12 protein-coding genes are annotated in these 13,958 nt (G+C 43.5%); 5 read left to right on the top strand and 7 right to left on the bottom strand.

The window, feature by feature from the left end:
* The first annotated feature begins 39 nt into the window (after positions 1–39).
* From AC2A4J_RS04680 to AC2A4J_RS04670, 3 genes are all read left to right on the top strand, one after another.
* Positions 40–810, top strand: a complete 771-nt coding sequence (locus AC2A4J_RS04680) for a DeoR/GlpR family transcriptional regulator (RefSeq protein ID WP_255826620.1) — start codon at positions 40–42, stop codon at positions 808–810.
* A gap of 196 nt (positions 811–1,006) precedes the next feature.
* On the top strand, positions 1,007–2,494 hold the full coding sequence (glpD, locus tag AC2A4J_RS04675; protein ID WP_255826622.1) for a glycerol-3-phosphate dehydrogenase: 1,488 nt from the start codon (positions 1,007–1,009) through the stop codon (positions 2,492–2,494).
* Positions 2,495–2,617: 123 nt separating this feature from the next.
* A complete protein-coding gene (locus AC2A4J_RS04670) occupies positions 2,618–3,388 on the top strand; it encodes a TSUP family transporter (protein ID WP_255826623.1) in 771 nt (256 codons plus the stop codon).
* 6 nt (positions 3,389–3,394) lie between these two features.
* Here the strand turns inward: AC2A4J_RS04670 and gcvA are convergent, their stop codons facing one another.
* The 4 genes from gcvA to AC2A4J_RS04650 form a co-directional block, all read right to left on the bottom strand.
* Positions 3,395–4,333, bottom strand: a complete 939-nt coding sequence (gcvA, locus tag AC2A4J_RS04665; RefSeq protein WP_484175119.1) for a transcriptional regulator GcvA — start codon at positions 4,331–4,333, stop codon at positions 3,395–3,397.
* Between the two features lie 520 nt (positions 4,334–4,853).
* Positions 4,854–6,227, bottom strand: coding sequence for a glyceraldehyde-3-phosphate dehydrogenase (locus tag AC2A4J_RS04660; protein ID WP_484175118.1), 1,374 nt, complete (start codon positions 6,225–6,227; stop codon positions 4,854–4,856).
* Between the two features lie 262 nt (positions 6,228–6,489).
* Complete coding sequence (locus tag AC2A4J_RS04655) at positions 6,490–6,819, bottom strand: DUF3392 domain-containing protein (RefSeq protein ID WP_484175117.1); 330 nt, start codon at positions 6,817–6,819, stop codon at positions 6,490–6,492.
* Between the two features lie 33 nt (positions 6,820–6,852).
* A complete protein-coding gene (locus AC2A4J_RS04650) occupies positions 6,853–7,413 on the bottom strand; it encodes a uridine kinase (RefSeq protein ID WP_484175116.1) in 561 nt (186 codons plus the stop codon).
* Positions 7,414–7,539: 126 nt separating this feature from the next.
* Between AC2A4J_RS04650 and AC2A4J_RS04645 the strand changes: the two genes are divergently transcribed.
* Positions 7,540–8,151, top strand: coding sequence for a uridine kinase family protein (locus AC2A4J_RS04645; protein WP_255826628.1), 612 nt, complete (start codon positions 7,540–7,542; stop codon positions 8,149–8,151).
* 342 nt (positions 8,152–8,493) lie between these two features.
* Positions 8,494–9,765: an aromatic ring-hydroxylating oxygenase subunit alpha gene (locus AC2A4J_RS04640; RefSeq protein ID WP_484175115.1), complete on the top strand. Its 1,272-nt coding sequence runs from the start codon at positions 8,494–8,496 to the stop codon at positions 9,763–9,765.
* A 77-nt stretch (positions 9,766–9,842) separates the two neighbouring features.
* Here AC2A4J_RS04640 and dnaJ read toward each other — a convergent pair whose 3' ends face one another.
* The 3 genes from dnaJ to grpE form a co-directional block, all read right to left on the bottom strand.
* Positions 9,843–10,970 (bottom strand): molecular chaperone DnaJ, encoded by a 1,128-nt coding sequence (gene dnaJ / locus AC2A4J_RS04635; protein ID WP_255826632.1) that lies wholly within the window; start codon positions 10,968–10,970, stop codon positions 9,843–9,845.
* Between the two features lie 216 nt (positions 10,971–11,186).
* Positions 11,187–13,100 (bottom strand): molecular chaperone DnaK, encoded by a 1,914-nt coding sequence (gene dnaK / locus AC2A4J_RS04630; protein WP_484175114.1) that lies wholly within the window; start codon positions 13,098–13,100, stop codon positions 11,187–11,189.
* 102 nt (positions 13,101–13,202) lie between these two features.
* A complete protein-coding gene (gene grpE / locus AC2A4J_RS04625; RefSeq protein WP_255826634.1) occupies positions 13,203–13,781 on the bottom strand; it encodes a nucleotide exchange factor GrpE in 579 nt (192 codons plus the stop codon).
* Between the last annotated feature and the right edge of the window lie 177 nt (positions 13,782–13,958).

Raw genomic sequence — 13,958 nt, 5'->3', positions numbered from 1 at the left:
TTTAACAAGTAATGTCTTTTACCAGGAGAAGAAAACAAGATGGGCCAACTTTCTCGCCAAGACAATATTGTCGCCATAGTGAAAGAAAAGGGATACGTGACAATAGACGAATTGGCCAGCCAGTTTGCCGTCACACCGCAAACCATTCGTCGTGATATTAATGAATTAGCAAAGGCTGATCAAATACGCAGACACCATGGTGGCGCGAGCTATGACTCCAGCACAACCAACGTAGCCTACGCTACCCGACAAATTCTACAACTTCCCGCGAAAGAGCAAATAGCCAAACGAATCGCAGCCGAAATTCCCAACCATGCCTCTTTGTTTATCAACATTGGTACCACAACAGAAACCGTTGCACGGGAACTCCTCAACCATCAAGGTTTGCAAGTTATCACCAACAACCTCAATGTGGCTGCGATTTTAAGCGGAAAAGAAGACTTTACGGTCATTATTGCCGGTGGAACAGTTCGTTCCCGAGACGGCGGAGTAATGGGTGAAGCGACAATCGATTTCATTAACCAGTTCCGCGTGGACTTTGGCATCATTGGTATCAGTGGCATTGACCCTAACGATGGCTCATTATTAGACTACGATTACCAAGAGGTACGAGTTGCTCAAAGCATTATTAATAACTCACGTACCGTTTTTCTCGCTGCTGACAGCGCAAAATTTGGTCGTAATGCCGTTGTGCGATTAGGCAACATTACCCAAGTCGACAGAGTATTTACTGACGAACAGCCCCCCAAAGCCATCATAAAACTAATGAAAGAACACAAAGTTCGATTAGAAATCTGCACGCCCAAGTAATCCTTGGGCGTCACGTTATTGCGACCATCTCTATTATCCAACAGCAACTTTATCTCTTCTTCAAACCCAAAAAAGATCAAACCTTCACCAAAACTTCACAAAGCATTGTTGTCATAATGGCTCCAGAGGTTTAATATCGAACACAAATGTTCACTTTCGAACATAAACATTCGCATTTTTGATCGTGAGGCTTAGTATGAATCACTCCCATTTTGACTTATTTGTTGTTGGCGGCGGCATTAACGGCACAGGAATAGCCGCTGATGCTGCAGGACGAGGCCTACATGTTGGTCTTTGTGAAATGGGAGATTTGGCGCATGCTACATCATCATCGAGCAGCAAACTGATTCATGGTGGTTTACGGTATCTCGAGCATTATGAATTTCGCCTTGTAAAAGAAGCGCTAACAGAACGTGAAGTATTACTAAAAGTCGCTCCTCATCTTGTCACGCCGATGCGCTTTCAAATGCCTCACAGACCGCACCTACGTCCAGCTTGGCTGATTCGTATCGGCTTATTCCTTTACGATAACCTTGGAAAACGTGACACACTTTTAGGATCAAAAGGCGTTAAGTACGGCTCAGACAGCCCACTAAAAGACGATATTAAACAGGGGTTTGAATATTCAGACTGCTGGGTTGATGATGCCCGCTTAGTGGTAACCAATGCTTTAAGCGCCCAACAAAATGGCGCATCTATTTTTGCTCGCACTCGCTGTACATCAGCAAAACGTGTCGACAACCAATGGCACATCAGCCTAGAAGATCAAATTACCAAAGAAACTCGCGAAATTACCGCCACAGCGTTAGTCAACGCGGCGGGCCCTTGGGTATCGTCATTCATCGAAACCAAAGTAGAAAGAAAAGCGCCTTACGGTATTCGCATGATCAAAGGTAGCCACATTGTAGTACCAAAACTTTATCAGCACTCAAACGCCTTCATCATGCAAAACACAGATAAGCGTATTGTTTTCGCAATTCCTTACCGTGAACACTACACACTGCTAGGCACTACGGACGTGGAATACAAAGGTGATCCAAATGAGGTGGCTATTTCTGAAGAAGAAACTCAGTACATTTTAAAGGTTGCAAATGACCACTTCAAAAAAACACTCTCTCCAGCTGACGTGGTTTGGAGTTATTCAGGTGTAAGACCCTTACTAGAAGATGAATCTTCTGATCCATCCGCCGTAACACGTGATTACACATTGCACCTTGATGACCAAGATCACCAAGCTCCATTGCTAAGCATTTTTGGCGGAAAAATCACCACCTACAGAAAATTAGCCCTATCCGCGATGAGAAAGCTTACCCCTTACTTTGATAACCTTGGGGATGAATGGACCCACAGCAAACCATTACCAGGTGGCGATCTAGGTATGTCTCTTGATGGCTTCGCGATGAAACTACAACAAGATTATCCTTTTATCGGAGCACAACTTGCTCATCGTTTTGCTAATAGCTACGGTACGTTGACAAATACCCTACTAGAGGAAGCTAAGTCAGAAGCCGATCTTGGTCAGCATTTCGGTAATCAGCTCTATCAAGTAGAAGTAGACTACTTAATTAATCATGAATGGTCGCACTCAGCCGAAGATATACTATGGCGTCGAACCAAACTTGGTCTTGAATTTACACCAGACCAAGTGGACACACTGGAAAGCTATGTCCAGAGCAAGATTTAATTTAGCGCCATAGAGAAACGTTAAATCACTTCTGATTAGCCCGTCTAAACGATTGTTTATGCGGGCTTTTTTTGCTCTACTAAGCACACTACACCGCTGCCATTTAACAGGACCCCAAACGCAATGGACTATGTTTTCTTCGATATCTCTATTTGGATCTATCTTGCCCTCTTTGGCGCGGCGTTTATTGCCGGTGCAATAGATGCTATCGCGGGCGGCGGTGGTCTCATTACAGTACCGGTTTTATTGGCGGCTGGTCTCTCTCCAGCAGAGGCATTGGCGACGAACAAACTCCAAGGCTGTGCAGGAACCGTCTCTGCGTCTTATCACTTTATAAAAAAAGGCCAAGTTAAACTGTCTGATATGTGGTTGCCCATCTTAATGACGGCCATCGGCGCTATTTGCGGCACGCTATTAGTCTCGTATTTAGACAGTAGTTTACTACTCAAAGCCGTCCCGATTATATTAATCGCCGTTGCCATTTTCTTTTTCTTTTTACCTAAAGTTCAACCTTATATTGCCAGTAAATTTTCACTCACTCATATACAGTTTGCGGTGATTATCGGTACCAGCATTGGCTTTTACGATGGTTTGATTGGTCCAGGAACTGGCGCTTTCTTCTCTACCGCCTATTTGTGTTTGATGGGGCTGACCGTAGTTTCAGCAACCGCCCACACCAAAGTACTCAACGCGACCAGTAACTTAGCATCACTGGCGATGTTCGCCTTTAGCGGCCACCTTATTTGGGCATTAGGTATTGTGATGGGAATTGGGCAGTGGTTTGGTGCGCAAATTGGCTCTCGCCTTGTCATCACCAAGGGCGCGAAGCTGATTCGCCCTATGGTGATTATTATGTGTTTGGCGATTTCCGTTAAATTACTATTGGATAACTAATTAGCACTAGCTCAGATCATTGGGCTTCGTCAAAGCATCCTCTGGTGAATATTCGTAGCACTGAGCAACCAACCAGCTAAGCAGCTGCTGAACTGGCTCCCGTTGACGCTGCATTTCAGGGCAAACGAACAAGTAAGCGTGGCCTTCGTCCAATGTTTCCGAAAACGGCATCACTAAACGTCCCTGCTGAATATCATCCATCACCAAAGGCGTCCTACCTAAAGCAACGCCTTGTCCAGCAATGGCGGCTTGGACAGCGAGATCACCACGGTTAAAACTAATCCCGCGAGAAGGCTTAATGCCTTTTGCATTAGCCAGCAACAGCCACTTCTCCCATTCCGCATAAGGGCTAGAAAAGCGCCACTCAGAGTCATCGTTTAATAAAGGCACTTGCGCCAATTGATTGGCTTCAGTCAAAGCACGCTGCTGTACAAACGCAGGACTGCAAACAGGAAAGACCTTATCTTTCATCAATGGAACAATGTGCCCTTTGGAGCTATGAACATGACTATGGACGATTGCCACATCAATGCGATCACGCTGAAAGTTCACCTCTCTGTCATTTGCTTGGATACGAAGCTGCAAATCGGGGTAAGCTTCCTGCAAGCTACCCAACCGAGGAATTAACCATTTGGTGGCAAAAGATGGCATGACAGACACGGTTAAAATATTAGACGTTTCTTCTTCCTGTAGCTCTAACACTAAATCATTAATTTCAGTAAAACTATGATTGAGCTGCACCGCTAAGCGAGCACCCGCCACCGTCAATTCTAGGCGTCGATGGTAACGAATAAACAACGTCAACTTCAAACGCTCTTCTAACTGACGAATTTGCTGACTGACAGCCCCCTGCGTTAAATGCATTTCTTGCGCGGCTTTGGTAAAACTCAAATGACGTGCCGCGATAGCAAAAGTACCTAACCCAGCCAATGGAATAGACTTCATAAAACAATCACCATAAGACAATCTCAGCTACTGCAAAATAAAAAGATCACCATCCCAAAAAACCATCTCCAAAACCATTAAACATTTTTATCATTTCATTAATAAACAATAACTTAGTAGATTGAAGAGTGATTTTATGAAATTTCAAAACAACAAAATAAAAAAACTGAATCTATTTTGCATTAATTTAACTAATCCAACAAATCAATTTATATCGTTTGTAACACTTATCTAAATCGATAAAATTATCGAATCTCTTAGGTTGAACAGCGACCTAATATTTATCAATACAGCCCTAACTGTATTGCCTCTAAAACATGCCCCACAGTCATGTTTTAGATGAATATCACCATTCCCCACAGGATGATGTTATTCGCAACTGCTAGTTACTTTTGTTGAAGCCGGACCTTGTCCGGCTTTTTTTTGCTTCAAAAAAAATACCTAAAAATTTGAAGCAAAAAAAACGGCAACCCTAAGGGTTGCCGTTGAATAACACATGTTAAATGTGTCCGATCATTTCTTAAGCTGCTTTGTCTTTTATCAATTCAGCTTTAGTAAAATTTGCTTGAGCAAGCTTCTCCATCAAGCGCACAACCTGACAGCTGTAGCCGTATTCGTTATCGTACCAAACGTATAATGTTGCTTGGTTGCCACGAACTTTTGTCGACAAAGAGTCCAAGATACCTGCCTGCTGTGAGCCGATGAAGTCAGAGCTCACTGCATCACACTCTTCGCTGTAACCAATTTGACCTGTCAATTCAGCGCTGTTGGATGCTTCTTTCAACAGCTGATTAATCGCTTCAACAGAGGCTGCAGATTTCAAGTTCAGACTTAATACTGCAATAGAAACGTTGATAACAGGAACTCGAATCGCACTACCGCTTAACTTACCTTCTAAAGACGGAATCGCTTTTGACACTGCTTTTGCCGCGCCAGTTTCAGTCATAACCATGTTCATGCCCGCAGCACGACCACGGCGATCACCTTTGTGGATATTATCAATTAGGTTTTGATCATTTGTGTAAGCGTGAACCGTTTCGACATGACCAGATTCGATACCGTATGATTGCTCCAAAACAGACAAAATAGGCGTAATCGCGTTTGTTGTGCAGGATGCTGCAGAAACAATGCGGTCAGTGTCTTTTATATCGCTATCGTTTACACCGAATACGATATTTTTCATTTCTTTGCCTGGAGCCGTCAGTACAACGCGCTCAATCCCTGGACGATTCAAGTGAACACTCAAACCGTCGTGGTCACGCCAGCGGCCAGTATTATCAACAAGCAATGCCTTGTTAATACCATGGGCTTGGTAATCAACTTCAGCAGGATCAGAAGCATAAATAATTTTAACCGGTGAGCCATTGATGATCAGAGCTTGATTCTCTTCATCTACTTTTACCAAGCCATCATATACGCCGTGAACAGAATCATATTTAAGCAAACTAGCACGCTTAGCAAGATCATTGTCGCACGCTTTGCGTACCACAATTGCAGCTAATGACATGCCAGGAGTAGTATGGCCAAGAGTACACATACGGCGAGCAAGCAAACGACCGATACGGCCAAACCCATAAAGAACAACAGGCGTCTCAGTACCATCGTTTGACTGAGCCGCAAGTACAGATTCAACATCCGCCTCGGCAATCAAAGACTCTAGCTCTACCACGGCATTAGCGGTGTCACTTGCCAACACTTGCTCTAACACTTGATAAACTTGAGCAAGATCCAGTTCAGGATGCTGATCAAACGCCGCCATTAAACCCGTTACAGAATCTGCCATTAAGGTATTTCCTGCCAACTGAATTTTTACTGCTTTCTCACGACCAAGTTTACCTAAAAGAGGAATCATAGATTCTGCTTGTGAAAGTGCTTGTAACCAAGTGCTTGTCATTTTCTGCCCCCGAAAAAAGACTCTGTAATATCAATATGAGCGCAGTCTAACGGCAGGCTAAGACAAAAACAAATTGTAAGAAGACAACAAAAAACCTTTAAAAACGGGTATTTAGCGTGTTTTTTTATATAAATAACGAAATAACAAAGAAGGTATAGAAACTTTACTACATAATCAAGCCATTACATGGAAGATACCTAGTATTGGCACGATTATGTTGTAATTTGGCAACGAAAACTGACAGGAAATTTCATGAATTATTTTACAAATGACGCTTTCTTTCAGCCAAAACACCCAAAAGACAAAAACAAAACAGGATTAAAGCCGGGCGATATACCAAATCAACGCGCGTAATCCCCCAGTAAACTAATGGCTGACTCCATAAAGTGAGAAGCCCATAACCAAAAGTACACATCAAAATAAACGCCATCACCCGAGCCAAAAACACCCAAGAAGACACCAATCTTTTTAGAAAACCATTTACCTTATCGCCGTAAACGACCAAACAAGTAGCAACTAACGCTAAAGAGATGTCCTGAAGATAAGGCTGAAGGAAATGCGCAAAACGAAGATTAAGATCAAGAATAAACATAGATAAGTAACTACACGATAAACAAACTAAGGGTTATTGGTTTTTACGAGACAAAGCTTCAACATCAATTTGCCCAGAACGAGTGGCAACTTTTGGACTCTCATCAACATACATTAGAGACACGTCATAAGTCGTATTATGAAGTTCAATCATGGTGCCATCGGTAAACAACCATTTTGAACGCCCAATACCATTATTAAGAACACCTTCGCTAGGATTTCCATACTTACGGGTAAGCAAGTCACCTAACGCTTTGCGCTTTTCTTTACTTTCCACAACACCAGACAACAGAGCCTGACGAACGTAACCCGACCCGTTTGAGTAAATCGTCGCATTGGTTACTCCCAAAATACCTTCAGGCCCCAGGCTGTAACTTACGACACCATCCTTATAAGACGGATAACTGCTTAAGCCCATACTGTTCAGCTGTTTATTTAGTTGAGAGACACTCAAATCATTCAATGGCAAACCAAACAGTTCGGCCATATCAGCAACCCTAGAGGCGGTACTCGATTCAGCCTTAGCGAGTGTTGCAGCCACCATAGACAGAGCAAAAGCGAACATAGCAAACACTGAGGCAATTTTAGTGGACATTAATCCTTCCTTTGAGACAAGACTCATAAGTTTGGCAGACCAAAAAGGCCAAACTTGATATATAATACAACACTATAAACTCCTTCAACTCAAGGAGTACCAAAACTTTATTTTCTGAGGTAATACATGGCTCTTGTTATTGGCATCACCGGCGTTTCTGGCAGCGGAAAAAGCCGACTTTGTTCTTTATTAGCGGAAGGTCAAGGTGACAAAATCACCGTCCTATGCCAAGACAGTTTCTATAATGGGTGTGGCAGTATCGATCCAGACGTTTATAACTTTGATGATCTAAGCTCGCTAGACCTTGAAAGCATCACTCTGGCAATTCATAACTGCAAAAACCGCCAGCAACCAAATGAAATTCCAGTGTACGACCATTCACAACACAGACGTACTGGCTACCGTAATCTAGATCCAACACACGTTGTTCTCGTGGAAGGTCATATGATGTTCCAAGACCCTGGCATTCGTGATGCCGTTGACTACCTTTTGTATGTCGACACGGATATGGACATCGCCATTGTACGTCGCCTGAAGCGCGATATTGCAGAACGCGGACGAGATGTAAATGAAGTAACAAGCCGTTACATGCGTCATGTTCGTCAGGCATCACTTAAAACAATCGACATTCGTAGCAAAGCGGATTTCATTATTCCAAACAACAAAAGCTTCACTAACGCAGCAAGCTTATTGCGTAACCACATAGACTACTTACTCAAAGAAAAAGGCGCGAAATAGGCTCATCAACCGCCAGTCAATATTCCACCGAGTTGGCAATATTGACTGGACAATATATGTCACACCAGAAAAAATCAAAGAAACATCCTCTTTAAAGCCTGTATTTTAGGCAAGCTATTATTGATCTAAATCAACGAAGTAGCTTTAAATCCCCCGCATAACAAGCATCGTCGATATCTGAATTTGAACATGTCGTATTTGGTCACATCTCCCCCCTAAATATCAGTGAGGATAGCGCCATAATTACAACGGTAAACAAGGAATGCCTAAAAGCTAACCTTAAATTATCGGTTCAACGAGAGAAGCGACATTAACTCAGCTTTGTTATAGAGGGTCACTCTAATGAATCAAAATGATCTACTAAATATACGTTACGCGACTGTTCAAGAAGCACGCACAGAAATGTCAAAACTGCTTGAGGCTCGCCCTGCAAACTACTCGTTGGACGCCCCACTATACAACGACCCACATATGTTCCGCGTCGATATAGAGGAAATATTCCAGAAAGAGTGGCTGTTTGTTGGTATGACCAGCGAAGTGCCAAACCGAGGCGATTATTTCACCGTTGAGATCGCACAAAATCCAATCTTGATCGTTCGCGATGCAGATGGCTCTGTGAATGCATTCCACAACACTTGTCGTCACCGGGGCTCGCGTGTCTGCTTAGAGCATCGTGGCAAAGTGGCAAATCTAGTCTGCCCTTACCACCAGTGGACCTACGATCTCAAAGGAAACCTGTTATTTGCAGGTAGCGAAATGGGCGATAGCTTTGACAAATCTCAGCACGGCCTTAAAAAAGCACACTGTAAAACCGCAGGTGGCTTCATCTTTATTGCTCTTGGAAAAGAAGAACCTAAAGGTGACTTTGATGAGTTCCTGGCAACATTGGAAGAGTACATGGCTCCTTACGACGTAGAAAATACGAAGCTGGCCGCGGAATCAAACATGTATGAGAAAGCCAACTGGAAGCTCGTTCTGGAAAACAACCGTGAATGCTATCACTGTGTTGGTAGCCATCCTGAGCTGCTAAATACTATCCTAGAATGGGATGACACAAACGACCCACGCGCACCACAAGATTTCCTAGATCACTACGCAGATCAGGCCGCTAAATGGGATGAAGAAGGCATTCCACATGAACACCGTAGCTTCGGACCCGGCAAGCGTAACCGCATTGTTCGTATGCCGTTAAAGAAAGGCACAAAAGTAATGACAATTGATGGTGAAGTAGGCTGCAAGAAAATGCTCGGCAATATCAAAAACCCTGAGCTAGGTTCTATGCGTATACTGCACCTACCCAACTCTTGGAATCACATGCAATCTGACCACTTTATTGTGTTCCGCGTACTGCCGATATCCGCACAAGAATCTATGGTGACCACGAAATGGTTCGTACATAAAGACGCAGTGGAAGGTGAAGATTACGACCCAGATCGACTACGCCAAGTTTGGGATGCCACTAATGATCAAGACAGAATTCTTGGTGAGGAAAACCAATTGGGGATTAACTCCATAGGTTACCAACCGGGCCCATACTCTGAAACATTCGAATTCGGTGTAATGAACTTCCAAGAATGGTACACAGACACCATTCAAAATAACCTGAAAAAATAAGGTTAAGATCGCACTTCAGACCAAATAAAAAAGGCGCCAAATTGGCGCCTTTTTATATTACTAGCACAGTAAAATGGCTATTTCTTAATATCGTCAAAGAAACGTTTCACACCATCAAACCAGCTTTTTTGCTTAGGAGAATGGTCAGTACCTTCCCCCATACTATCAGCCAATTCCGTGAACAGCTCTTTTTGGCGAGAAGTAAGATTCACAGGCGTTTCAACAACAGCCTTACAAATCAAGTCCCCTACTGGGCCACCACGAACAGGCTTAACACCCTTGTTACGTAGACGGAACAATTTACCTGACTGACACTCAGCAGTGACTTTTAGTCGAACACGGCCATCTAGCGTCGGTACATCAATTTCGCCACCCAATGCCGCTGTTGTAAAGCTAATAGGCACTTCACAATATAAGTTCGCACCATCGCGCTCAAAAATAGCATGTGGTTTAACAGAGACTTGAACAAACAAATCACCCGCTGGACCACCCTGAGTTCCCGCTTCACCTTCACCTGACAAACGAATACGATCGCCCGTATCTACGCCAGCAGGAATTTTAACATTCAGCGTTTTATATTCTTGAACACGGCCTTGACCATGACAATCTCGGCAAGGATCACTGATCACTTGGCCTGCGCCATGACATTCTGGACAAGCCTGTTGAACAGAGAAAAAGCCTTGTGACATACGTACTTGACCCGCACCACCACAAGTTCCACACGTCTTAGGTGTCGAACCTTTCTTAGCACCAGAACCATCACAAGTCTTACAGTTTACTAAGGTTGGTATGCGGATTTTTTCTTCGCATCCCCAAACCGCTTGTTCAAGATCAAGCTCTAAGGTGTAACGTAAATCGGAGCCACGACGAGTTCGACTTTGACCGCCACCACCGCCGCCAAAAATATCACCGAATACATCACCAAAAATATCACTAAAACCACCCGCTCCAGCGCCGCCGCCATAGCCACCAGCTTGACCATTTACACCGTCATGACCGAATCGATCGTAGGCCGCGCGCTTGTCATCAGAAGACAATATTTCATAGGCTTCAGCCAGCTCTTTGAACTTATCAAGTGCTTCTGGGTTGTCTGGGTTCTTATCTGGGTGGTACTTATTCGCTAAAGAACGATAAGCTTTTTTAATGTCTTTCTTATCCGCGTCTTTGGCCACCCCAAGAACGTCGTAATAGTCTCTTTTGCTCATCGCAGGAGTCCCGAATTAAAAAGTCCGAATTGAAAAGTCTGAATTAAAAATATGAATTGAAGAGTTTCAAACGAAGGTATGAATCAAAAAACTGAAATTGAAATATATGCCGCTTAAAACTAATCAATTTAAAACAGTTTAAATAGCAAAGCACGGTCTAAAACCGTGCTCGCCATAAACAGCCCCATGATTAATGGGGAAATAAGAGCTTAGCGCTTATTTTTTGTCTTCTTTCACTTCTTCGAATTCCGCGTCTACCGCATCATCCTGAGACTTAGCTTGTTCGCCTTCAGCTGGTTGCTCACCGGCTTCAGCTTCTGCGTACATCTTCTGAGCCAAAGTACCAGATGCTTGAGTCAACGCATTTGTTTTCTCTTCGATCTTCTCTTTGTCGTTAGACGTTAGCGCTTCTTCAAGTTCAGTGATCGCTGCTTCAATCGCTTCTTTCTCTTCCGCTGTTGCTTTATCGCCAGCATCAGTCAAAGTTTTACGAGTAGCGTGAATCATGCCGTCAGCTGTGTTACGAACTTGTACAAGCTCTTCGAACTTACGATCTTCTTCAGCATTCGCTTCAGCGTCTTGAACCATTTTTTCAACTTCTTCATCGCTCAAACCAGAAGACGATTTGATAACGATAGACTGTTCTTTACCAGTCGCCTTGTCTTTCGCAGATACACTCAAGATACCGTTGGCATCGATATCGAAGCTTACTTCGATTTGTGGCACACCACGTGGAGCAGGTGGAATGTCAGCCAAGTCGAAACGACCTAGAGATTTGTTCTGAGACGCTTGCTTACGCTCGCCTTGTAATGCGTGGATTGTTACCGCATTTTGATTGTCTTCTGCTGTCGAGAACGTCTGAGATTTCTTAGTAGGAATCGTCGTGTTTTTCTCGATCAATGCCGTCATTACACCACCCATTGTCTCGATACCTAGAGACAGAGGCGTAACGTCTAGAAGAAGCACGTCTTTAACATCACCAGAAAGTACCGCACCTTGAATAGAAGCACCAATTGCAACAGCTTCGTCAGGGTTCACGTCTTTACGTGGCTCTTTACCGAAGAACTCAGTTACTTTCGCTTGTACTAGTGGCATACGAGTCTGACCACCAACCAAGATAACTTCGTCGATATCAGAAGCAGAAAGGTCTGCATCTTTCAATGCTTGACGGCAAGGCTCAAGAGACTTCATCACAAGCTCTTCAACCAAAGACTCCAACTTAGAACGAGTCAATTTAACGTTCAAGTGTTTAGGGCCCGTTGCGTCAGCAGTGATATAAGGCAAGTTAACTTCTGTTTGAGAAGAAGAAGACAACTCAACTTTCGCTTTTTCACCCGCTTCTTTCAAACGTTGTAGCGCTAGTGGATCATTGTGTAGATCGATACCAGACGTTTTCTTGAATTCTGCTGCTAGGTATTCGATTACGCGCATATCGAAATCTTCACCACCTAGGAAAGTATCACCGTTTGTAGACAATACTTCGAATTGCTTTTCGCCATCTACGTCAGCAATTTCTATGATAGAGATATCGAACGTACCACCACCAAGGTCATAAACCGCGATAGTAGAATCACCAGAGCTCTTGTCTAGGCCGTAAGCCAAGGCAGCCGCTGTTGGCTCGTTGATAATACGTTTCACTTCAAGACCTGCAATTTTACCCGCATCTTTTGTAGCTTGGCGCTGAGAATCGTTGAAGTAAGCAGGAACCGTAATAACCGCTTCTGTTACTTTCTCGCCTAGATAGTCTTCTGCTGTCTTCTTCATTTTCTTAAGAACTTCAGCAGAAATTTGTGGTGGTGCTTTTTTGTCGCCTTTTACTTCTACCCAAGCGTCACCGTTGTCCGCAGAAATAATTTTGTAAGGCACCATAGAGATGTCTTTTTGAACCACGTCGTCTTTAAACTTACGACCGATCAAACGCTTAACCGCAAACAAAGTATTTGTTGGGTTTGTTACCGCTTGACGCTTAGCAGATTGACCAACCAGAACTTCACCGTCATCAGAAAATGCGACGATAGAAGGTGTGGTGCGATCGCCTTCAGCGTTTTCAATAACGCGAGCTTTTTCGCCATCCAATACGGCAACACAAGAGTTCGTTGTACCTAAGTCAATACCAATGATTCTACCCATGGTTTGTATCTCCAATAAATTCGTTTATGACGATGATAATTCTGTATTTGGGTACGCTTAAAAGTATTTCAAGCGTCCAGTGTCAAAAAAATGACAGTATTTTTAAGCGGCGCTTGAAACCACAACCATTGCTGGGCGCAATAAGCGGCCATTGATTGTGTAACCCTTCTGCACGACATCCATAACGGTGTTTGCTTCTAGTTCAGGGTTTGGCACCATAGTGATCGCTTGATGCAACTCAGGATTGAACGGTTCGCCGTGTGGATCAACCACTTTCACTTCAAAACGAGCCAATGTCTCAAGCAAATCTTTCAACGTCAGTTCTACACCTTCACGAACAGGGTCAGACTCACCTGTGTCTGGCGCAGAAGTTAAAGCGCGCTCAAGATTGTCCGCCACGTTCACAATAGATTTAGCAAACTTTTCTAAACCAAATTTGTGCGCTTTTTCGACATCTTGTTCTGCACGACGACGTACATTTTGTGCATCTGCATGAGCGCGAAGTGCCGCTTCTTTATACTGAGCGACTTCTTCTAACGCTTTTGCAAGTTCATCATTTTCAGTCACTTCTTCTAAAGTCTCTACTTCAGGCTCTAAAAGTTCTTCTACTGATTCGTTTTGCGTTTCGCTTTTCAAATCTTGCTCCGCGTCTAGATTAGGATTTTTTTGCTGCTCACTCATTCTTCAACTCCAAATAACAGAAACAATTCTTTGTCTGTGCAGGTTATATGGGGACAGCTTTTTACCTTTCAACACTATAGCCGTATTAATTTCATGGGAATTTAATTTACTGACAGTACTTGTCAAAAAACAACCAAGTACTGTATAAATAACCATATAAATATATTCTCTCTTTGG

The organism is Marinomonas sp. ATLA20 (genome assembly GCF_057180105.1).
This window is presented reverse-complemented; position numbering and strand designations above follow the sequence as displayed.